Consider the following 20,871-nt stretch of genomic DNA (forward strand, 5'->3'; position numbering starts at 1 on the left):
AAGCGATTAAATGTTTTACAACATCAACTACATACGTTAATTTCTCATACGCTACAAATCCAAAAGCAACTGTTAAACCTGTTACGATTAACCCTTTCATCAGTTCTTCCTCCTCGTTTTATCGTTGTTACCTTCATTATAGAGGATTAGCAATTTGTTACCATCGAACTTCCTTACAGTTACCTTACAGAATTGTAAGATTTCAAAATGGATAGAAAAAAACCTCATATTACTTGAGAGGTTTTCACGAAATTTCTCTATAATCACTTGCAAAATTAACTTTTTTCTCTTGATTATTTTTCGGAGGAGCCATTCTTAAATTAATAGATTTACTAAATGTTCGTTACTTTCCCTAACTTACCTTCAAATGTTTTCAATTATAAGAAAACACTTTATTGAAATCGTGTTAATATATTTTTGTACAATCAAGAATTTAAAAGGGGGATTATGTATGTTTAAAAAAATGGCTGCAGATGTATTAGGACTAAGTGATGTAGGGTCTGTCATTACACCGAAAGATTACGATAAAGTTGATGCTGATGATTACGTGATGCATGAAGACGGGGAGAAAATTTATTTTCTAATTAAATCCAAATCAGATGAATATTGTTTCACAAACAAAGGATTACTCCACTTAGATGGTACAAGCGCAACAAGTAAAAAACGTACACTACGCCGCTTTAGCTATAGTAAATATCCAATTAAAAACGTAGCACTTGAAACTGCGGGAACAATTGATTTAGATGTAGAAATTAAGTTTCAAATGGGAGATGAGCATTATTCAATTGATGTTCATAAAAAACATATTGAAGAATTAAAAGATTTATATAAAGCTTTACTTAAAATAGAAGAAATCTCATACGACAACGATATTACATTGCAGTATGCACATAAAAGTCTAGATATGGCATCTAACGCTTTCAGCCGTATTTCAAACGCACAAGTAAATTTAGCAGAACAATTTAAAGAAATGAACGAGATCGCCTTTAACTGGCTCGTTGATACGAAGAAACAATATAACGTGAAAGATTATGGTTTTGTATTTGAGAAGTTTATTAATAATTAATTTAAAACAAACAAAAAACCTTGTTATCAAAAGATAACAAGGTTTTTTTAGCGTCCCAGGAGAGGTTCGAACTCTCGGCCCGCCCATTTCCGCACTATTTTATATATTTTGATCGCAGTCTTAATATATCTTCTCCTTCACGAATGCCTGCCGATCCCTTCCTCACATTTTTTATGACAGTCCAATCTGGGTTAGTTTCATCACCGATGTTCTGTACTGTAAAGTTGCCATCACCATATTTCCGGTGACCTTCTGCCAATTTCTCCGTTAAATCATTCTCATTTGATCTCGCCATCTTTGCGCCATCTCCCTTTTTTATACAACCTTCTTAAACTGTCCAACCGATCACACGTCCAGTCAATTGGAGATTCTCGTTTTCCGCTTCTATTAATTGTAACACACTGTCGGAGATAAGTTCCGATAACGGCTGCTCAATCGTACTAGAATGGTAAAAAGTTTTATAACATTCTAAGTGAACAATTGGGATAATACAGATGTGGATTTAAGTTCCATCATAAGCCTATTGATTCTTTAAATTAAACAAGAGAAATAGGGCACATAAATGGCGCTCTTTTCTTAATGCACTTTAATCTGTTGTATATAATAATTATCATATGTTACTTTATATTTTTTACACTTCTTGCACATACATCAATTTTTAAACAAAAAACCTCGTTATCAAAAGATAACAAGGTTTTTTTAGCGTCCCAGGAGAGATTCGAACTCCCGACCGTACGCTTAGAAGGCGTATGCTCTATCCGGCTGAGCTACTGGGACATGGAGCGGGTGAAGAGAATCGAACTCTCGACCAGAGCTTGGAAGGCTCTTGTTTTACCACTAAACTACACCCGCATATGTTATTTTATTTTTCTTCGTTAGCGCTGTTGCCCTATCGACAATATTTATTATATGTATAACCATACATAAAGTCAACACCTTTTTTAAAAGAGGATAATTTTTCTTATCCTCTTTTAAAAACTGCTTGTTCAACTAGTTGTCCGTCTAATGTTTCAAAACGAACTTCCATTTGGTTTTCATCCATTTCTAATAAAGCAAATGTCTTTTCTACACGCTGACGTGGCAATAAAATACTGCCTGGATTAATAAATAAAACGCCGTCGATTAATTCCGCACCTAATACGTGAGAGTGTCCGAAGCATGCAACTTGCGCCCCTACCTCTTCTGCGTGGTACGCTAATGTTTGTAATGTCATTTTCACGTTATGACGATGTCCGTGCACAACGACGAAACGAATACCATCTACATCAGTTACAATCTCGTCTTGAAAGTTAGCATAATCACAGTTTCCTTTTACAACATGGAAACCTTGCAGCTCTTCGTGAGCAGGCGTTAGCTCTGAATCACCGCAATGAATCATGACATCTACTTTTCCTTCATATTTCTCTTTCAACTGCTGTAATTCCTTCACGGAGCTATGACTATCGCTTACGATTAAAGCTTTCATCAATCTCTCTCCCTTATTCTCCTAAAAACCATTCAGGGATTTTTTCTTCTAACTTACGAAGAGCACGTCCACGGTGGCTAATGGCATTTTTCTCATCTGAACTTAGTTCCGCCATCGCTTTTTTATATTCTTCTACATAAAAAATCGGATCATATCCAAAGCCGTTTTCCCCGCGGCGTTGCTCTAAAATATACCCTTCGCACGTCCCGTTTACAATGACAGGCTTTTTATCACCTTCAGGGAAAGCCACTGCTAATGCACAGTAGAAACGAGCTTTGCGCTTTTCAAACGCTACGTCATTTAATTCTTGTAACACTTTATCAATATTCGCTTGATCATCTTTCGGCTCTCCAGCAAAACGAGCTGAATACACGCCTGGTTTCCCATTTAAAGCATCTACAATAAGACCTGAATCATCCGCAATTACGATCGCATTCAGCTGTCTACTCAAACTATCCGCTTTTAAGATCGCATTTTCTTCAAATGTTTCACCAGTTTCTTCGACTTCTTCAATATGAGGAAAATCGTGTAATGATTTTACTTCTAAATCAAATCGCTCAAATAACTCAGCAAATTCACGTACTTTCCCCATATTTTTTGTCGCTACAACAACTTGTTTCATACTTTCCACCTCTACTCTATATGAGATACGATGTCACCTAACGCTTCTTTTTGCATGTCAATTAGTTGGAAGATACCTTGTTCCGCAGCATCAAGTAATTCATTTAACTGCGCTCTGCTAAACGTTGCCTCTTCTCCAGTTCCTTGCACTTCAACAAACTGACCTTTTCCAGTCATAATTACGTTCATATCAACGTCTGCTTTAGAATCTTCTACGTAGTTTAAATCTAAAACAACACCTTGCTCTTCAACAATTCCTACTGACGTTGCTGCTAAATAATCTTTTACTGGAATTTTAGATACTTTTTCTGCTTGTAATAACTTCTCAAACGCTAATACCATTGCTACATATGCACCTGTAATAGAAGCAGTTCTCGTTCCACCATCCGCTTGAATAACATCACAATCAATCCAAACTGTTCTTTCACCAAGTGCTTCTAGGTCAACTACCGCACGTAAAGCTCGTCCAATTAAGCGCTGGATTTCCATTGTACGTCCTGTTACTTTCCCTTTACTTGATTCCCTTATTGTACGTTGTTCTGTTGCACGTGGAATCATCGCATATTCAGCTGTTACCCAGCCCTTTCCTTCTCCACGCATAAACGGTGGGACACGCTCTTCAATTGTCGCTGAGCAAATTACCTTTGTATCCCCAACCTCAATTAATACTGATCCCTCTGGATTTTTTAAATAATTCGTATGAATATGTATATGGCGTAATTCTGTTTTCTCTCTACCATCTACTCGCATAAAAATAACCTCCTCATAACTACTTGTTAGTATAGCCAAATTTAAATGTATGATATGTATACAATAAAAGAAGAGGAACCCAAAAAGCAATTCCCCTTTCTTACTTAAGTATATCAAATTATTGAAGATTAAAAACTACCTGTATTCACGTTTTCTGGACGATCGACAGGTTTTATTAACTTTCCGCCCTTTTCATCTATAAGATTCGCTTTACCATTTACTTCAATAGAAACACTTTTCACGCCTTTCTTTTCTGTTAAAGATAAAACTAACGACTTCAATACGTAATTTGAAACCATATTTTTATCTGGGTTTATAAATATATTTTCATTAAAGTTTAATGTAAGATTTCCATCTTGTAACTTCGGATTCGTAATCAGCTTAACTCCTGGATTAAAATCATTCAGAAGCGATTGATGAATCGGTCCTTTTACAAGTTCATCTATAATTGCTGCGTAATCATTTTCTTTTCCTTCTACAACGCGGCGTGTTACTGGTACGTAGTATTGCTGCTTATTATTATTTTGTGCCATAAAATAAAGTGTAACCGGTTTTGTATTTGTTACATCCGCTACTTGTTCATCATCGAAGTTGATACCATTATCACGGCTCACCCCTTCACCAAGCGGTGTACCACCAACAGGCATCTTCGCCAATTTCTCACCATTTATTTGGAACTGCACTTGTTTTATTTCTTTAAATTGCGTCAACGTCCACGCTATTGACTCAACCATTTGACGCTCTTCTTCTTTTGCATAGTTTTTCATTTCTTTAGAGAAATCAATGACTGCCGTCCCATCTTTTTTCAAATTTAAGGTCATCGATGTATTCGCTGGAATGACTGCACGGAACCCATTCGGTAATAAATTCGTTACCGGTCCATCTTTCACAAGGTACTCTAACGTTTGCTGAATGACCTCATTCGCTTTCGGAGTAGGTATAGCTAACGTTTGCGGTACAACATAACCATTTTTATCAACAAGGTATAGTTCTCTATTTACCGTTTGTCCTTGCTTATCTTTCTTAGCTACTTCTTTCTTTCCACCCTCTGTATACGTAACTTGTTTTGGCGGATCAATTTGTTCCGTTGCTTTCTCCTGATTTATAAAGCCACACCCTGTTAGTAAAACAGCGCTCACAGTAGCACCAACAACCCATTTAAAAGTGGATTTAGGCATGCCATTCCCCCCTAAAATCTAAGTTTGTACTATTATGTATACGAGCTGTTTCATGTTTTAGAACTAGCTGTACTCCTTATAAAGTAAAACTTTAATCAGTGGAATAAACAAAAAACTCCTGATTTCTCAGGAGTTCACTTATATAGATTCTACTATTATTCTTTTTCTAAATGAATATGTTTCACATTTTCAATCGGTTGACCGAACCATTTTGATGCAATTTCTTTAAATAGGCCTATTTTTCCTGTCGTTAAGAAGAGATGATCACTTTGTTCCTCTCCCTCATTCAACATTTTACTATGGTATAAAATTGTACTTACTTCGCGCGCTGTTTCATCACCTGAACTAATTAGTTGTACTTTATCTCCCATTACTTTTTTAATAACAGGACCTAAAATTGGATAATGTGTACAACCTAAAATAAGTGTATCAATATCAGTATTTTTCAGCGGTTGCAACGTTTCTCGTACAACTTCATACGCCATTTCACTTTCAAAATTTCCACTCTCTACAAGCTCAACGAAAGGCGGACACGCTAAACTTTCTACCATAACACGGTTATTAATAGACTTTAACGCTTCTTCGTATGCACCACTTTTCACCGTTCCAATCGTTCCAATAATCCCAACATGATACGTGTTTGTCACTTTTAAAGCTGTACGTGATCCTGGGTGAATAACTCCTACCACTGGAATTGGTAATTGTTTCTGCATCTCTTCTAATACAACCGCAGTTGCTGTATTACACGCAATAACTAACATTTTGATATTTAAATCTAGTAAATGCTCCGTCATTTCCCACGTAAATTGACGCACTTCTTCTCGAGAACGTGGACCATAAGGGCAACGTGCCGTATCCCCTAAATATATAATACGTTCTTTCGGCAACTGACGAATTAATTCCTTCGCTACTGTTAAACCGCCAACTCCTGAATCGATAACACCGATTGCTCTATTCAACTTCATCACCCATTTTCTCATTCATCATCTTATTTTATCATTATATTTTACACACTTTAAGTTCGCTAACTTAAACTGCTTCTGTATGAAAATTTTCATTTGTACCTGTATAGACTAGGACCTTTTTTATTTTGCTCCTTTTTTTCATAATTTGCAAGATAGAAAAATAACCGACCTTCTATATGAAAGTCGGTTTCTTCTATATAAAATGCGTATTTATTGCTCCATCTTTTTTTGGAAAGAAGACATTCCTATTAATAAGAAGAAATGAGCAGAAATTAACATGACAATTAAAATAAAATTCAAACGATAACTATTTGTAGATTCCATAATTTTGCTCGCTACAGCTGGTCCAAATGCCATACCGAAAAAGTTAATTAAATTATATAGACCAAGACCGACTCCAACTTTAGCTGGATGTAATGTTTTCGGTATAAATGTGTTTACTGATACTTGAATGGCTGAATAACTCATAAATGTTAAAATAATCGCCACTAAAATAACAATTAAGCTCCCATTCGGAATAAGCCCTAAAATTAAAAAGCCAACGATCATAATGACAGACGCTACATAAATCATATTCACATTTCCAAACGAAGGGACAATTTTCCCAGTAATAAAACTAGATACAATCCCAAAGATTGATGCAACAAACAAAACAATTCCGATAACAAATGGAGACAATCCGTGTTCTCTGCCTAACAGCAATGGTAATAATAATAAACTAGCACATAGCGCCACATTCATTATAAATCCGACCGCTATTAAACGAAGAAATGGTTTATTTGTAAACAACTCAATATGAATAAATGGATACTCCGCGTTCTTCATACGAACTGTGAATAAAAATAAGAAAGCTACCGATAACACAAATAGCCAAATATTAATATTTACACCTAATAAAACAGTCGTAATGAACGCAAATAATAACACCGCTCCAATGTAATCAAAATGAAACGCTTCATCCGTATGCTGCGCTTCTTCTGGCATAAATTTTATAAGCAAGAAAATCCCAACTACTGAAATAACCATAAATAAAAATAAATATGGCCACCCTAATGTATTTGTAATAGCCCCGCCAACTAAAGGACCAATACCTATCGCTAATGCAATAGAAGAACTAATCATCGCTAACGCACCAGGCTTCTTATCAGGAACAACTAATTTTGCCACTGCAATCATACTAAGCGCAATAAATGCCGCGCCCCCACTCGCCTGCACTAATCTTGCAAGAATGGTAATCGCATAAGATTGATTCATAAATCCAATAATAGAACCCGCTACAAATATAATAATTGAAATAATTAATAGTTTTTTTACACTATAACGATCCGCCAGCTTCCCATATATCATCGAACCAATACCGACAACTAAGGAATACCCTACTACAACCCAACTTACTTTCGATTGACTAATGGATAAATCATTAGCAATATCTTCTAACGCTACATTAAATAAAACCGCATTCATCGGTCCTAATAAAACGATAAAACATAATGTGAAAACAAACCATTTTGAATGGTTGCTTATATCTTTCCCCATGTGTAACACCTCTCCTGATTGTAGTAACTGTAAATGAAGAATAAAGTTGTTTAGCTCCGCTATCACAACTAAACAACTTCATCAAATGTATAAATTTATCGCGCGACAAACTGAATTCGAAACGAAGCATGTATATTATTCGATATTCATGGAACTATCATAGTTTCAGCATTACAGTTTGTCAACGAAAAATATACAAAGTAAACTAATTTAGTATTTTTGGTTTACTTTGTTCAAAGGTTGTTATACACTAATTTCGAATCCGATATAAGGAGGACTGACATGGTTATTCAAATTTGCAATTTCTAACTTCATAAAATTAAGTAAATAAAGAACTTTTATATAGAAGAAACATTATAGGAGGATTATGATGAAGAAAAAAATGTTAGTTGTATTAACGAGCGTAGAAAAATATCCAAATTTAAATAGAGCGACTGGGCTTTGGCTTGGTGAAGCTGTCCATTTCGTTAAAAAAGTTGAAGAAGCTGGTTACGAAGTAGATTATGTCAGTCCACAAGGTGGTTATACACCGATTGATCCGCATAGTTTAGCAATGGCGGAGAGCATCGATTGGGAATGGTATCAAAAGAAAGAATTTATGAATCGTCTCGGTTCTACAATGAAACCGAGTGAAGTGAATCCAGCAGACTACGCTGCGATTTATTACGCAGGCGGTCACGGTGTAATTTGGGACTTCCCAGAAAATAAAGAACTTCAAATGATTAGCCGCAACATTTATGAAAATGGCGGAATCGTCTCCTCTGTTTGTCACGGAGCTGCTGGTTTATTTCATATCACACTAAATAACGGGGAACGCTTAATTAGTGGTAAAAAAGTAACAGGATTCTCAAATGAAGAAGAAAAACTAGTTGAATTGGATCAATTCGTTCCATTTTTAACAGAAGATGAACTCATTAAAAATGGAGGTCTTTACGAAAAAGCTGTGCATCCTTGGGAAGCTTACGCTGTAGAAGATAATCGTGTTATCACTGGTCAAAACCCAGCTTCAGGTGGTTCAGTAGCTGAATTAGTATTACAACACGCAAAAAAATAACATGTAATAAAAAAGCAGATTTTCCATTACTATAGGAAAATCTGCTTTTTCACGAAATCATTTGCAAAATAGCAATAACTTCTTTTTCAATTTTAGAATCATTAATTGCTTCTATATACTCTGGTTTAAAAAGTTGATACTTCTTCAATTCATAAAAATCCAGTATCGCTTTCTTTAACGTAATATCGTACTGAATACAAAAAGAATGATCTATAATACGTCTTAACATCACATCATCTTGCACCATAAATAATTGTGCGTTCATTTTATTAAAGTAGCCTTGTTCCATACCAGCTTCAAAAAACATTTGCAAATTATGATTACGATTTTGTTGTGCAGCAACTAACCGATCAGATAAGTGCGGATATGCCTCTTTCAAATCTTGTAAAAAGACATCAGAAATATATGTCACACATTTTAAAGAATGGATAAACGTCTTTTGGAAACGCTCTGCAAAAGACATACTTTCATCTTGATTATCCGCATCTCCTTCAAGAAGGTAGTTCATAAAATCTTCTACCACAGCTTCAATAATCTCATCTTTTGAAGAAAAACGTTTATATAAAGTAGCTTTACTAATATCCATATACTTCGCAATTTCATCTATTTTCAATTGGCTAAAACTCGTTTTTCTAATAACGGGCTTTATTTTATTAATATAAGTATTTGCACACGCAACTTTTCTCATTAAAAGAGCCTCCCCTTTTGTCCATACAAAATAGTATAGCAAATTCAAGATTAATTATAAATGAAGTCATTATACTCAATACATCTTTTTAGTTTAAGAGGCATTTATACTATAGAAAAAATGCCCGCTACCTTTATGAGTAACGAGCTCTTTTTCTATAATTTACTTACAGCTCTTCTTATAGCTTTCCCTATTCCCATACTAGACTGTGGATTTTGCCCTGTAATTAAACGCCCATCTACTACGACATGTGGCGTGAATTTTGGAGCAACATAAAACAAAGCCCCTTCTTCTTTCAATTTACTTTCTAATAAAAACGGCACTCGCTTTTCTAAATGTACAGCTTTTTCCTCATCATTCGTATAACCTGTTACACGCTTACCGGCAACAAAAAACGAGCCATCTTTATTTTTCACACCGACTAAAGAGCTTACGCCGTGACAAACAGCTGCTACAATCCTGTTATTGTTGTACATATTCTCAATCAAATTTGCAACATATGGATTACCTGGAAAATCTACAATCGCTCCGTGCCCACCGCCAAATAAAACCGCATCATAATCCGAAAACTGAACCGTTGAGATCGGCTTCGTATTTTGCAATAAAGAAGCAACATGCTTAAATTCACGAGGTATCCCGTTCGGAATAGAAACTCTATCAATAGGTACTCTACCACCCTTTATCGACACAATATCAACATCGAACTTAGCCTTTTTAAATACATTATAAGGAGCTGCGAGCTCTTCCAGCCACAAACCAGTCGGGTGTCCATTCATATCATGAGCGCTTGTTGAAACTAACAATATCCTTTTCAACATATCCCCTCCTTACTACCTATTTATGTATGGAGTGTTCTTATCATTCATATAGCAAGCGAAAAAAAAACGATAACAACAAGCTGACTTTTATACAAAAGGTCAGCTTGTTGCTATCATTTGAATTCTTTCGTACGAAGATGTTCACAACCTATAGCTTTTATCTCCAACGCCACGCAATCGTTGTATCCTCCATATGAATAGCAGGTATATCAATTCCTAAATATCGCTGATCATCCTCATCAAAAATAGACCAATTTTCTTCATATAACAATTCAGGATCTATGCTTTCAAAATCAAATCCACTATCTTCGTCTACCATCTCACGAAAATATTTTTGGAACGGTTTACTATTTTCATATAGACGAATTGTTCCATACATCCATGGCATGTCTCCGAAAACACCTTTAATTTCCCCTATCTCCATATCCTTAAAATACAACTTCATATTTGCACCTTCTTATTCATAAATGACAAAGATACCTAACCTGAATGCCTCATCATGTTCTAAAGTAGTTATTTTTAATGTTTCTTTCTTAAACATATCTTCCTTCTCAAAGTCTGAGATACCTTTTTAAGTTCAAAATATAAACAGAAAAATAGCCGACTCTTCATATAAAAGTCGGCTTTCTTTTTATAGTTCGAGCTCTCCCATGCGAAGAAGCTCAACAACTGCTTGTGAACGTCCTTTAACTCCTAGCTTTTGCATTGCGTTTGAGATGTGGTTGCGTACTGTTTTTTCACTGATAAAAAGTTCACCTGCAATTTCCTTCGTTGTTTTATCTTGAACCAGTAATTCAAATACTTCTCTCTCTCTCTTTGTGAGTAACGGTTTAGATTGATACGCTTTTTCCTTCAACTGGTATAACCCTCCTTGCTTAAGCCAGAGCCGTGTATGTGTAAGTTGGGTGTTTATTTAGTCAAGATATTGTATGAACGAAATGTGCGGGTGGTGAATGAAAATGGGCTTTATTTCACATGTTATTTTAGACTTTTATACAGTGCAGACACTCTTTGTATCCACTCACTTTTCAGTACGCCATATTTGTTCTAGTAATATACTGACAACTGTACCTACGAACAAACCATTTCCGAATATATATTGCATCACAGACGGCAGTGATTGGAGTGCTCCAGACGGTAAAAACATAACACCGCTTCCAAATAATACAGCAACTCCTAAAATCGTTACATTCCTTTCGCTCATTGGCACTTGTTTTATATTATGAAATCCAATTCCAATTAGCTGTACGAACGAAGCCATTAAAACCGCAGATGCGACAGCGGATGGCAACGATGCTAAGTAACGAATAATACTCGGAAACAGCGACATTACGACTAGTAACATACATGCTAGTAAGAACGATCGTATATATTTTTGTTTCGTTAAACGTATAAATCCTGCCGTTGCTGGTAACGGTACGACACCTACAGTTGAAAATACAGAAGAAATGATGTGCGAAATCCCTCCAACCCACGTACCATCCTTCAACTGTTTCTGTTCAATAGTCGCTTTTTGAATGGTAGCTTGATTGATCGCTATAATTGCTGCCACTGTATTAGAAACTAAAATACATACCATAACGAAACTTGATACAGCCATACCTGTATTCCATTTCGGAAGTCCCCAAGCAAATATTTGTGGAAGTTGCACAAAATGAGTTACTTGAGATGGAATCGTCACTTTTCCTGCAATGAGAAAAAGAACCCACCCACTAATTAATCCTATTAAAACTGCGTAACTTTTGACAAAACCTTTTCCAAAATTAGACAGTATAATAACGAACAAAAATATACTAAACGCGATTATCACTGTAAATCCATCAATTTGAGAAACAGTAGCAGTAATTCCTAGCATCCCTTTTAGAAATACACCACTTAATTGTAAACATAACAAAAGTAAAAACGTTCCTGTCACAAGCGGCGTGAATAAAAATAAAATACGTCCGATAAAACCAGTTACTCCTAATCCTATTAAAACAACACCGGAAATTATCATTCCTAATTCTAAAATTTGCAACGTACTATGTAATTGATCTTGCCCGGCCGTTGCATAAGCAAGTACGGTAAATACGCCAACCCAAGATCCAGCTGGCCCATCCGCAATTGGTAGTCTATGTCCAAGCCACCCTTGTAAAAAAGAAGATATACCAACTACAAAAAACGTACGCTGCATTAAATAAAATATTTCTTCCATCGTAAGATGAAATAATCCGCCAACGACAATGGGTAGTGCGATTGAATTCGCTAATAAAAATATAAACCATTGCAAAGTTCCCATAATATGATTTTGATTATGTTGATTGTCCAAATTTTTCATCCTTCCATACATTTCACACAGAAATACACGCTATACTATTACGTAGCTTTTCGAAACAACACTTTTTGTCCCTTCGATTTCTTCCCGTATCCAAATGTTGCAATATAAACTCCACAAACGATAAAAACAGCTCCAATTATTTGAATGGCTGTTACACTTTTATGCAATATAATATAACCTACCACCATCGTAACGAATGGTTCTAAATTTAAAAACACGGCTGCTGTTGATGCTTGCACTTTTCTCAATTGGTTATTCCAAACCAATGTGCAAATTCCATGCATAAGTATTGCCGTCACAATGAGAAGCGACCAACTCTCTATAGAGTATTTCAACGTTATGTGAGAAAAGGTAAGAGCAAGAAACGGTAGCATGATTAAAAAACCAAAAATTGAAGAAAAGAATGTAATAAAAAACATATCATCTCTGTTCCCCAATTTCCGAATTAAAACGATAGATAAAGAAAAAGATAGCATCGTTATAAAAATCCATATTAACCCTTCTGAAAAGAAGAATCTCTGCCCAACACCAATTACAAAAAACACTCCAAAAGTAGCAATCCCTCCTCCTATTACTAACTTAGCTGTTAACGGTTCGTTTAAAATAAATACTGCTAGAATAGAAGTCATAACAGGGGTAAGTGCTAATATTAGCGCAGCTGTTGTTGGATCTGCTGTTTGTAACCCTTCATAAAAAGACCATTGATTAATTGCGACACCTATGATCCCAATTAATAATACACTTTTCATTTCATTCTTTTCTATATATAAGTCTTTCTTACACATAATAGCGTACGCTAAAAAAAACAAATTAATAAATAGTAAGCGAAGTGTCGTTAACAACACCGGATGGAATGTATTTACTAAAATCGCACCAAATATAAAATTACTCCCCCAAACTACTACACATATAAACAGTAATATATATGTACGTGTCACCTATTCCCCTCCTTTTCTCGTAAAAAATAAGGATTCCTATTCTTTCATTAGGAACCCTTGAAAAAATATATATAAATTAGGGAGATACGTAAATTAAATCAATACTCCTTGAACATGTTGCAAGGAACCCGCTACTATTTTCCCATCTTTCATCACGGCTGGTCGCTTTGCTCGTCTAGCAATCGCTTCTGCTGAACAAGTAGCTTGTAAGAAGACGAAATCAGCTTTATCTCCTACTTTAGGCCAAACTTGATTTCCTTCTTGATCCAATGGCGTTTTTCCACCTGTAATATACGCTAAAGAAGAAGATAAAGACTTCTCATCAATCCAGCGATACTTTTCTGCTAAACGCCCTACTCTTTCAAAAATATCAGCATTTCCAAATGGTCCCCATGAATCAAACATACTATCGCAACCTAAAGAAACGGAAACGCCTTTTTCTGTAAGCAATGGTACTGGCGGCATATTTCTGTTAATTGGTACTGTCGTAATAATAGACATTCCTCTCTCAGCTAATAAGTCTGCCATATCTGCTCCTTCTTCTTTAGATACATCGCCTAGACTAAACGCATGACTGACCGCAACACGTCCGTCCCAATTAGCCTCCTCTGTAAGTTGAGCTAATTTTTTAATTGTATAAATACCTAAATGCCCTGCATCATGTAAATGCAAATCAACATCTGCATTTGCCTCTACAGCAATTTCCATCATATCAAAAAGTGATTTTTCAATATTATTATCTACAGTAGCTGGATCTACACCACCTACTAGAGTTGCGCCCATTTTCATGGCTTCTCTCATAAGAGAATGCGCTTCTGTACGAAGTAAACCGTGCTGCGGGAATGCTACGATTTCATATGTAAACGCACCTTTCATATTCTCTAAAGTTTGATGGACAGATTCTAAGTTTTTAAGACCGATATACGGATCAATATTTACATGCGTTCGTATATGAGTCGAACCAGCATTTAAAATGTTTCTTAGTAATAACTCTGCTCTCTCTCCAGTTGTTTGAGCTAAAATTGGTAACTCCTGCTGTTCTAACTCTAATCTCTCAATAATATTTTTTACTGGTGTGCACGCTTCCCATGGGCCACCAAGTTTTGTCTTATCAAGGTGAAAATGATTTTCCACAAACGATGGAAGAACAAGCAATTCTTTCGCATCTTTCGTTTCATATTCTGTTTGAAGCGGTACATCCGCAAGCACAATTTTTTCAATCTTTCCATCCTGTATGAGTAAATGATGCAAAGCTGTTTCTGTACCTGTAACTACTTCATTATTAAACTTGTAACCTGTTTCTAATCGTACATTCGTTAACCAATACACATTTTGCATTTCAATCATCCTCTCAAACAAGATTATTTATAGCCGATTTTTGCAAACTACCAGCAACAACATTTCCTTTATATAAAACAGCACAGCGCTCTGTTTGTCTTGCTACTACCTCGGCTGAACATGACGCTTCTGTAAAGACGATATTTGCTTCATCCCCAATTTTTGGCCATTGACGATTTCCTTGATCATCTAATATAGATTTTCCGCCCGTAATAAACTGAAGTGCTTTCCCTAAAGAGCGCTCGTCAATCCATCGAAATCTCTCCGCTAGACAATTTGCCTTTTGTAACATATCTCCTGTTCCAAATGGAGACCAATGATCAGTTATACTATCGTTTCCTAGTGAAACTTTTACACCTTTACGATTTAATAGCGGAACTGGAATTACATGTCTACTAATCGGAACTGTTGATGTTATATCAATGCCTAATGCCGCAAGTCGTTCAGCCATTTCCTCCGCTTCTTCTACAGATACATCTCCAAGTCCAAGAGCATGACTAATCGTAACTCTTCCTTGCCACCCTGCTTCTTCTGTTAATGCAGCTAATCTCTTCATTGTAAATGTTCCGAGTTGATCCGCGTCATGTAAATGAATATCAATGTCTGAATCAAACTCTACCGCAATATCCATAATTGTATTCAATGATTTTTCAATATTACCATCTACCGTAGCTGGGTCTACTCCACCTACTAAATGAGCTCCCATACGCATAGCATCTTTTACAAGCCCTACGGAATTACTTCTTAACAAACCGTGTTGCGGGAATGCTACGATTTTTGCTGATAACTTATCTTTATATGTTTCCAGTGCCGCAATCGTTGCTTCTAAATTCCCAAGACCAATTACAGGATCAATATTGCAATGTGTGCGAATATTTGTCGCTCCATTTTCAAGAAGTAATTGCAACATTTTCTCCGCTCTACTCTTTGCAGTTTCTAATTGCTTCGGAAGAATAGTTTGCTCCTCATGAATGCGAGTGAATATACTTTTTACTGGTGTACATGCTTTCCACGGTCCACCATAATACGTTTTATCAATATGAATATGCATTTCTTCAAATGCCGGTAATGCCAGTAAACCATTTGCATTTACTACTTCACCATCTTGTTCCGATACAATTCCAGGTAATATCTTCGTAATCTTTCCATCTTCAATAAACAAACTACAAATCTCTGTTTCTGTACTTGTAATTCGCGATTCCTCATATACGTACCCACATTCAAGTTTCACATTCGTTAACCAATATTGTGATTTTACACTCACTTTGTCAATCTCCCTTCGCAATATGATTTTTCTACTTTACAAATGAAACAAAAATAGATAAAAATTTCTATCAGTGTAAAATAATGTTTTGCACTGATAGAATTTCCTATTTTACTGTAGTTCTACACCTTCCAGTCGCAAATACCCAGATGGATCAATCCAAAATCCTTTTATATTTTTCGTAGTTGCGGCAATATGATTAATCCCTCGAATTGGTACTAATAAAGCATCTTTTAATTCAATTTCTTGTAACTGTTTATACAATTCTTTTCTCTTCGTCTCATCTTTTTCTTTTCTAGCCTCTTCTATTAATTTATCTACTGCCGGATTACTATAGAAAAATTGGTTACCAGTTGCTCCATGTGAACTAGAATGGAATAAATTATATTGATTGTAGTCACCATCACCTGTTGCGTTTCCCCAACCTCCAACAAACATCGCATGTTCTGATTTATTCGTTGCAGCTAAAAACGCACCATATTCCATAACTTTAATTTCTACATCAACGCCAATCCCTTTTAATTGAGATTGAATTACTTCCACTAACGCCATTCTAACTTTGCTGTCATTCGTCCAAATTGTTGTTTTAAATCCATTTGGATAACCAGCATCTGCTAATAATTTTTTCGCAGTATTAATGTCATACTTATATCCTTTTACGTCTTTCGTATAACCGAATACTTTAGGAGTCATTACGGAGTTTATTTCAGTCCCAACATTGTTATATACCCCTTTTAAAATCCCTTTCGTTTCAATCGCATGTGCAATCGCTTGACGAACGAGCGGGTTATCAAATGGCTTTTTCTGTACATTAAAGCCAATATATTCTACACCTAAACCTTCATTTTCAATTAACTCCATGGATGGTGAATTTTTCACACGCTCTACTTCAGTTACAGGTAAATTCTCTGCAATGTGAGCTTCACTAGTTTCAATCATTCCAATACGTGTTGCATCTTCTGGTACTACTTTGAATACAACTTCATCAACCTTTGATTTTTCGCCCCAATAATTTTTATTCTTTTCAAGTCGAATTTCTTCACCTGGTTTCCATGACTTAAAAGTATATGGACCTGTCCCAACTGGATGCTGCGCTAAGCCTTTCCCTTTTTCATCAATTGCTTTCGGACTTAAAATACTTCCTTCATTACTTGCGAAAATAGATAAAAGAGGTGAGTACGGGTATTTCAATACGAACTGTACTGTGTATTCATCAATTACTTTTATTTCTTGAATCATGGAATAAACAGTTGCTCGATTTGAACCTACTTTCGGGTCTAATACACGTTCAAAGTTTTTCTTTACTGCCTCAGCATTAAATGGTGCACCATCTTGGAATGTCACTCCTTGTTGCAACTTAAATTCCCAATTTAAATCATCAATTTGTTTCCATTCCTTTGCTAACATCGGCTTAAAGTCCATGTTTTTATCTCGTTGTACAAGATTTTCATACACTTTATGGTACACAACACTTGCGGAAGGGATGTTTGTAATAAAATGCGGATCTAAATTATCAGCATCTGACAGTCTAGCAATTGTTAAAACGCCGCCTTCTTTTGTCCCTTTGCTTCCTGACCCTTCATTTCCTGTCTTCGTGTTAGATGAACATCCCGCTAGAAAAACTGAAAGACATAAAATTGTGATAAAACAAATCACAAGTCCCCTTTTGAATCTCATCGCCCTTCCCCCTCCACTTTCTTTTATCTCTACATCCTAAAGTGAATCCTTAAACCTAGCTTTCTATCCCCCTACTTTCTAATAATAGATCATTCCACCACCCTCTCTTTTTTCAATTTCGTCTATGTATTTGTAATTATAAATAACTTTGCGGAAAAAGTTTTTAAACATCTTTACTTCTATTTGCATTTTCTTTACTAATTGAATTTTCTGAATTTTTTTGAAACATCTTTACTTCTATTTGCATTTTCTTTACTTATTGTTTTAAACTCGTTGACTCGCTTTAATTTTCTGATAATTTAATCATAAAGAAAGGGAGGTATGAAAAATGGAAGTTCGTCTTTCTAAAGAAGAAAATACTTCTTTACAAACGATTCAAACGAAGAACACATCGAAATGGATCATTAGCTATCGAAAACTGAAAAAAAATAAGATGGCATTTATCGGGGGTATTATCGTTCTTTTCTATATTTTAATAGCTATATTTGCCCCATTGTTAGCACCCTATAATCCATTTGATATTCAGTTAGTTAACAAATTACAACCACCATCTATGGAACATTGGATGGGAACAGATGATAAAGGTAGAGATATTTTAAGTCGCCTTTTACATGGGACACGCCTTTCATTACTTGTTGGATTTTCTTCTGTATTTATTGGGGCATTGTTCGGCATTATTCTTGGTATCATTTCTGGTTATTACGGTGGATGGTTTGACACAATTATTATGCGAATCATTGATATTATGCTAGCTTTCCCTGGCATTTTACTTGCTCTTGCCATTGTAGGCGCACTAGGACCAAGTCTTGTGAACGTAATTATCGCTATTGGCTTTTTCTCAATCCCTATGTTCGCTCGTATCGTTAGAGCTTCTACATTAACAGTAAAAAAATTAGAGTATATCGATGCTATAAGAGCACTAGGGGCAAATGATTTTACTATTATTATGAAACACATATTTCCTAACATCTTATCACCTATTATCGTCCAAGCTACTTTGCGCTTAGCTACAGCAATTTTATCTGCAGCTGGATTATCATTTTTAGGACTTGGAGCGCAACCCCCTTCACCTGAATGGGGTGCCATGTTAAGTAATGGGCGCGACTTTTTATTTACCGCACCACATATTGCAATGTTTCCCGGAATCGCAATGTCTACACTCGTAATCGGTTTAAACATGTTTGGTGACGGATTACGTGATGCACTAGATCCGAGACTTAAAAAATAGAAAGGGGCATTATACATGCTAATGTTTATATTTCGTAGAATACTACAATTAATTCCCGTTCTTTTCGGCGTTGTATTCGTTGTTTTCTTAATTATGCAAATGGTACCCGGTGACCCAGCTCTCCTTATCGCTGGTGAAGGAGCATCAAAAGAAACTGTCCAGCAAATACGTCACCAATTAGGATTGGACAAACCTTTTATCATGCAATATTTCTCTTATATCGGAAATATATTACAAGGCGATTTCGGGGTTTCAATTCGTTCTAACCGTCCAGTATTAGACGAAGTATTAATCCGCCTTCCAATCACTATTGAACTCGCCCTGTGTAGTATCGTCATTACAGTTGTAATTGGGATGATTGCTGGCATCATCTCTGCTACAAAGCAATATTCTTGGACAGATGTTTCTATTATGATTATCGCCTTATTAGGTGTCTCATTACCAAGCTTTTGGTTTGGACTTATGCTCATTTTCTACTTCTCTGTCCAAATTCAAATATTCCCCGTTTCTGGTTGGGGAACTTGGATGCACATGGTTTTACCAGCACTTACACTAGGTGCATCTGGCGCAGCAATTGTAGCACGTATGACTCGCTCAAGTATGCTTGATGTTATACGCCAAGATTATATACGAACAGCAAGAGCAAAAGGAGTAAAAGAAAGAGTCGTTATATATAAACATGCTTTGAGGAATGCATTAATTCCCGTTATTACTGTTGTTGGATTACAATTTGGTGCACTTTTAGGTGGTACAGTTTTAGTAGAATCAGTTTTTGCTATAAACGGACTTGGAAGATTGATTGTAGACGCCATCCGAATGAGAGACTTACCAATGTTACAAGGGGGCGTATTAATCGCCTCGGTCATCTTCGTTCTAGTCAATCTTATTGTTGATATTTTATACCGTCATTTCAATAAACGTATTGAGCTTAATTAAGGGGGTGCACAAACATGAATAAAAAGGAAGAGGTATTACAAGTTAAAGATTTAAAAACACATTTCTTTAAAGACGAAGGTGTAAGCAAAGCGGTTGATGGTTTAAATTTCTCTGTTTCTAAAGGAGAAACACTCGGTATCGTAGGTGAATCTGGTTGTGGGAAGAGTATCACTTCTCTATCCATTATGAGATTAATTGACCGAGAAAGTGGCAGTAAAATTGAAGGCAGCATTTTATTTAAAGGAAAAGATTTATTACAACAAAAAGAAGCTGAAATGCGCGCAATTCGTGGAAATCAAATCTCAATGATTTTCCAAGAACCAATGACATCTTTGAATCCAGTATATTCTGTTGGGGAACAGATCGCAGAAGCAATTCGTATCCATCAAAAATTAAATAAAAAGGAAGCTTGGAATAAAGCCGTAGATATGTTGAAACTAGTTGGAATTCCTTCTCCTGAAAAGCGTGCAAAACAAGAGCCACATGAACTAAGCGGAGGAATGCGACAACGCATTATGATTGCAATAGCACTTGCTTGCAATCCAGATTTACTCATTGCAGACGAACCAACAACTGCCCTTGATGTAACAATTCAAGCTCAAATATTATCACTTATGAAATCACTTCAAAAACAACTCGGTATGGGGATTATCATGATCACCCATGACTTAGGAGTCGTGTCCGAAACATGCGATAGAGTCGCCGTTATGTACGCAGGGAAAATCGTCGAATATGCAGATATCGAGCATATATTTACTAGCCCAAAACATCCTTATACAATCGGACTTCTTCAATCTCTTCCAAGACTCGATACAGACCAAGAAGAATTACAAACTATTCCTGGGTCCGTACCGAGTCCATATCATATGCCGAGTGGATGTCGCTTTGCTGATAGATGCACACATGCAAAAGAATTATGTCACAATACTCTTCCAGAACTTCAACTCACGCAAGATGGAAGCGAAGTTCGATGCTGGATGTTTACTGACCTTTGGGATAAATCATCTTCAGAAGAATTGGAGGTATTATAAA

Annotated in this window: 21 protein-coding genes and 2 tRNA genes; 5 read left to right on the forward strand and 18 right to left on the reverse strand. The window is 36.0% G+C overall.

Annotation, left to right across the window (positions count from 1 at the left end; all coding sequences use genetic code 11):
- The first annotated feature begins 451 nt into the window (after positions 1 to 451).
- Positions 452 to 1,066 (forward strand): PH domain-containing protein, encoded by a 615-nt coding sequence (locus J0835_RS21940; protein ID WP_087982190.1) that lies wholly within the window; start codon positions 452 to 454, stop codon positions 1,064 to 1,066.
- Positions 1,067 to 1,160: 94 nt separating this feature from the next.
- On the opposite strand, the gene J0835_RS21945 is transcribed toward J0835_RS21940, so the two are convergent.
- The 9 genes from J0835_RS21945 to J0835_RS21985 form a co-directional block, all read right to left on the reverse strand.
- The gene (locus J0835_RS21945) at positions 1,161 to 1,361 is read right to left on the reverse strand and encodes a hypothetical protein (protein ID WP_000124457.1); all 201 of its coding nucleotides are present in this window, start codon (positions 1,359 to 1,361) and stop codon (positions 1,161 to 1,163) included.
- 408 nt (positions 1,362 to 1,769) lie between these two features.
- A tRNA-Arg gene (locus tag J0835_RS21950) sits at positions 1,770 to 1,843 on the reverse strand.
- 1 nt (position 1,844) lies between these two features.
- Positions 1,845 to 1,918: transfer RNA gene (locus J0835_RS21955), tRNA-Gly, on the reverse strand.
- Between the two features lie 109 nt (positions 1,919 to 2,027).
- Positions 2,028 to 2,531 (reverse strand): metallophosphoesterase, encoded by a 504-nt coding sequence (locus J0835_RS21960; protein WP_000645515.1) that lies wholly within the window; start codon positions 2,529 to 2,531, stop codon positions 2,028 to 2,030.
- A gap of 13 nt (positions 2,532 to 2,544) precedes the next feature.
- Positions 2,545 to 3,153: an XTP/dITP diphosphatase gene (locus tag J0835_RS21965; RefSeq protein WP_076540494.1), complete on the reverse strand. Its 609-nt coding sequence runs from the start codon at positions 3,151 to 3,153 to the stop codon at positions 2,545 to 2,547.
- A gap of 11 nt (positions 3,154 to 3,164) precedes the next feature.
- Positions 3,165 to 3,902, reverse strand: a complete 738-nt coding sequence (rph, locus tag J0835_RS21970) for a ribonuclease PH (RefSeq protein ID WP_001261774.1) — start codon at positions 3,900 to 3,902, stop codon at positions 3,165 to 3,167.
- Between the two features lie 128 nt (positions 3,903 to 4,030).
- Positions 4,031 to 5,080 carry a spore germination protein GerM gene (gene gerM / locus J0835_RS21975; protein ID WP_087982192.1) on the reverse strand — a complete coding sequence of 350 codons (1,050 nt, stop codon included), beginning with the start codon at positions 5,078 to 5,080 and terminating at the stop codon, positions 4,031 to 4,033.
- 155 nt (positions 5,081 to 5,235) lie between these two features.
- Positions 5,236 to 6,045 carry a glutamate racemase gene (gene racE / locus J0835_RS21980; protein WP_000774000.1) on the reverse strand — a complete coding sequence of 270 codons (810 nt, stop codon included), beginning with the start codon at positions 6,043 to 6,045 and terminating at the stop codon, positions 5,236 to 5,238.
- Between the two features lie 210 nt (positions 6,046 to 6,255).
- Positions 6,256 to 7,581 (reverse strand): MFS transporter, encoded by a 1,326-nt coding sequence (locus J0835_RS21985; RefSeq protein WP_087982193.1) that lies wholly within the window; start codon positions 7,579 to 7,581, stop codon positions 6,256 to 6,258.
- A 370-nt stretch (positions 7,582 to 7,951) separates the two neighbouring features.
- Here J0835_RS21985 and J0835_RS21990 point away from each other — a divergent pair, with 370 nt between their 5' ends.
- Positions 7,952 to 8,635 (forward strand): type 1 glutamine amidotransferase domain-containing protein, encoded by a 684-nt coding sequence (locus tag J0835_RS21990; protein WP_087982195.1) that lies wholly within the window; start codon positions 7,952 to 7,954, stop codon positions 8,633 to 8,635.
- 49 nt (positions 8,636 to 8,684) lie between these two features.
- Here J0835_RS21990 and J0835_RS21995 read toward each other — a convergent pair whose 3' ends face one another.
- From J0835_RS21995 to J0835_RS22035, 9 genes are all read right to left on the reverse strand, one after another.
- Positions 8,685 to 9,323 carry a TetR/AcrR family transcriptional regulator gene (locus J0835_RS21995; RefSeq protein WP_087982197.1) on the reverse strand — a complete coding sequence of 213 codons (639 nt, stop codon included), beginning with the start codon at positions 9,321 to 9,323 and terminating at the stop codon, positions 8,685 to 8,687.
- 155 nt (positions 9,324 to 9,478) lie between these two features.
- On the reverse strand, positions 9,479 to 10,141 hold the full coding sequence (locus tag J0835_RS22000; protein WP_087982198.1) for a type 1 glutamine amidotransferase domain-containing protein: 663 nt from the start codon (positions 10,139 to 10,141) through the stop codon (positions 9,479 to 9,481).
- Positions 10,142 to 10,298: 157 nt separating this feature from the next.
- The gene (locus J0835_RS22005) at positions 10,299 to 10,586 is read right to left on the reverse strand and encodes a hypothetical protein (protein ID WP_087982200.1); all 288 of its coding nucleotides are present in this window, start codon (positions 10,584 to 10,586) and stop codon (positions 10,299 to 10,301) included.
- 186 nt (positions 10,587 to 10,772) lie between these two features.
- Complete coding sequence (gene gerE / locus J0835_RS22010; RefSeq protein ID WP_000659484.1) at positions 10,773 to 10,997, reverse strand: spore germination transcription factor GerE; 225 nt, start codon at positions 10,995 to 10,997, stop codon at positions 10,773 to 10,775.
- A 165-nt stretch (positions 10,998 to 11,162) separates the two neighbouring features.
- Entirely contained in the window at positions 11,163 to 12,458 is a 1,296-nt protein-coding gene (locus tag J0835_RS22015) for a purine/pyrimidine permease (protein WP_087982201.1), read from the reverse strand.
- Between the two features lie 38 nt (positions 12,459 to 12,496).
- A complete protein-coding gene (locus tag J0835_RS22020; protein WP_087982203.1) occupies positions 12,497 to 13,396 on the reverse strand; it encodes a DMT family transporter in 900 nt (299 codons plus the stop codon).
- Between the two features lie 93 nt (positions 13,397 to 13,489).
- On the reverse strand, positions 13,490 to 14,734 hold the full coding sequence (locus J0835_RS22025; protein WP_140386893.1) for an amidohydrolase family protein: 1,245 nt from the start codon (positions 14,732 to 14,734) through the stop codon (positions 13,490 to 13,492).
- A 13-nt stretch (positions 14,735 to 14,747) separates the two neighbouring features.
- Positions 14,748 to 15,998 carry an amidohydrolase family protein gene (locus J0835_RS22030; protein WP_087982207.1) on the reverse strand — a complete coding sequence of 417 codons (1,251 nt, stop codon included), beginning with the start codon at positions 15,996 to 15,998 and terminating at the stop codon, positions 14,748 to 14,750.
- Between the two features lie 111 nt (positions 15,999 to 16,109).
- Entirely contained in the window at positions 16,110 to 17,675 is a 1,566-nt protein-coding gene (locus J0835_RS22035; RefSeq protein WP_087982209.1) for a glutathione ABC transporter substrate-binding protein, read from the reverse strand.
- Between the two features lie 328 nt (positions 17,676 to 18,003).
- On the opposite strand from J0835_RS22035, the gene nikC reads away from it, so the two are divergent.
- The 3 genes from nikC to J0835_RS22050 are packed head-to-tail and all read left to right on the forward strand — an operon-like array spanning position 18,004 to position 20,870.
- Positions 18,004 to 18,903, forward strand: coding sequence for a nickel transporter permease (gene nikC, locus J0835_RS22040; RefSeq protein ID WP_000453816.1), 900 nt, complete (start codon positions 18,004 to 18,006; stop codon positions 18,901 to 18,903).
- Between the two features lie 15 nt (positions 18,904 to 18,918).
- Complete coding sequence (gene nikB / locus J0835_RS22045) at positions 18,919 to 19,839, forward strand: nickel ABC transporter permease (protein ID WP_000928489.1); 921 nt, start codon at positions 18,919 to 18,921, stop codon at positions 19,837 to 19,839.
- A gap of 14 nt (positions 19,840 to 19,853) precedes the next feature.
- Entirely contained in the window at positions 19,854 to 20,870 is a 1,017-nt protein-coding gene (locus J0835_RS22050; RefSeq protein WP_087982211.1) for an ABC transporter ATP-binding protein, read from the forward strand.
- Position 20,871 lies beyond the last annotated feature (1 nt).

The organism is Bacillus cereus group sp. Sample62, from assembly GCF_036851315.1.
Taxonomy (GTDB): domain Bacteria; phylum Bacillota; class Bacilli; order Bacillales; family Bacillaceae_G; genus Bacillus_A; species Bacillus_A wiedmannii.

What these genes read in the sequence shown, in the direction of transcription:
- gerM (WP_087982192.1), bottom strand. Translation starts at nt 5,080, where the DNA reads ATGCCTAAATCCACTTTTAAATGGGTTGTTGGTGCTACTGTGAGCGCT.
- racE (WP_000774000.1), bottom strand. Translation starts at nt 6,045, where the DNA reads ATGAAGTTGAATAGAGCAATCGGTGTTATCGATTCAGGAGTTGGCGGT.
- J0835_RS22050 (WP_087982211.1), top strand. Translation starts at nt 19,854, where the DNA reads ATGAATAAAAAGGAAGAGGTATTACAAGTTAAAGATTTAAAAACACAT.
- J0835_RS22015 (WP_087982201.1), bottom strand. Translation starts at nt 12,458, where the DNA reads ATGAAAAATTTGGACAATCAACATAATCAAAATCATATTATGGGAACT.
- J0835_RS22025 (WP_140386893.1), bottom strand. Translation starts at nt 14,734, where the DNA reads ATGCAAAATGTGTATTGGTTAACGAATGTACGATTAGAAACAGGTTAC.
- J0835_RS21945 (WP_000124457.1), bottom strand. Translation starts at nt 1,361, where the DNA reads ATGGCGAGATCAAATGAGAATGATTTAACGGAGAAATTGGCAGAAGGT.
- J0835_RS21990 (WP_087982195.1), top strand. Translation starts at nt 7,952, where the DNA reads ATGAAGAAAAAAATGTTAGTTGTATTAACGAGCGTAGAAAAATATCCA.
- J0835_RS21965 (WP_076540494.1), bottom strand. Translation starts at nt 3,153, where the DNA reads ATGAAACAAGTTGTTGTAGCGACAAAAAATATGGGGAAAGTACGTGAA.
- J0835_RS22035 (WP_087982209.1), bottom strand. Translation starts at nt 17,675, where the DNA reads ATGAGATTCAAAAGGGGACTTGTGATTTGTTTTATCACAATTTTATGT.
- rph (WP_001261774.1), bottom strand. Translation starts at nt 3,902, where the DNA reads ATGCGAGTAGATGGTAGAGAGAAAACAGAATTACGCCATATACATATT.
- J0835_RS21940 (WP_087982190.1), top strand. Translation starts at nt 452, where the DNA reads ATGTTTAAAAAAATGGCTGCAGATGTATTAGGACTAAGTGATGTAGGG.
- J0835_RS21985 (WP_087982193.1), bottom strand. Translation starts at nt 7,581, where the DNA reads ATGGGGAAAGATATAAGCAACCATTCAAAATGGTTTGTTTTCACATTA.
- J0835_RS21995 (WP_087982197.1), bottom strand. Translation starts at nt 9,323, where the DNA reads ATGAGAAAAGTTGCGTGTGCAAATACTTATATTAATAAAATAAAGCCC.
- J0835_RS22005 (WP_087982200.1), bottom strand. Translation starts at nt 10,586, where the DNA reads ATGAAGTTGTATTTTAAGGATATGGAGATAGGGGAAATTAAAGGTGTT.
- nikB (WP_000928489.1), top strand. Translation starts at nt 18,919, where the DNA reads ATGCTAATGTTTATATTTCGTAGAATACTACAATTAATTCCCGTTCTT.
- nikC (WP_000453816.1), top strand. Translation starts at nt 18,004, where the DNA reads ATGGAAGTTCGTCTTTCTAAAGAAGAAAATACTTCTTTACAAACGATT.
- J0835_RS22000 (WP_087982198.1), bottom strand. Translation starts at nt 10,141, where the DNA reads ATGTTGAAAAGGATATTGTTAGTTTCAACAAGCGCTCATGATATGAAT.
- J0835_RS21960 (WP_000645515.1), bottom strand. Translation starts at nt 2,531, where the DNA reads ATGAAAGCTTTAATCGTAAGCGATAGTCATAGCTCCGTGAAGGAATTA.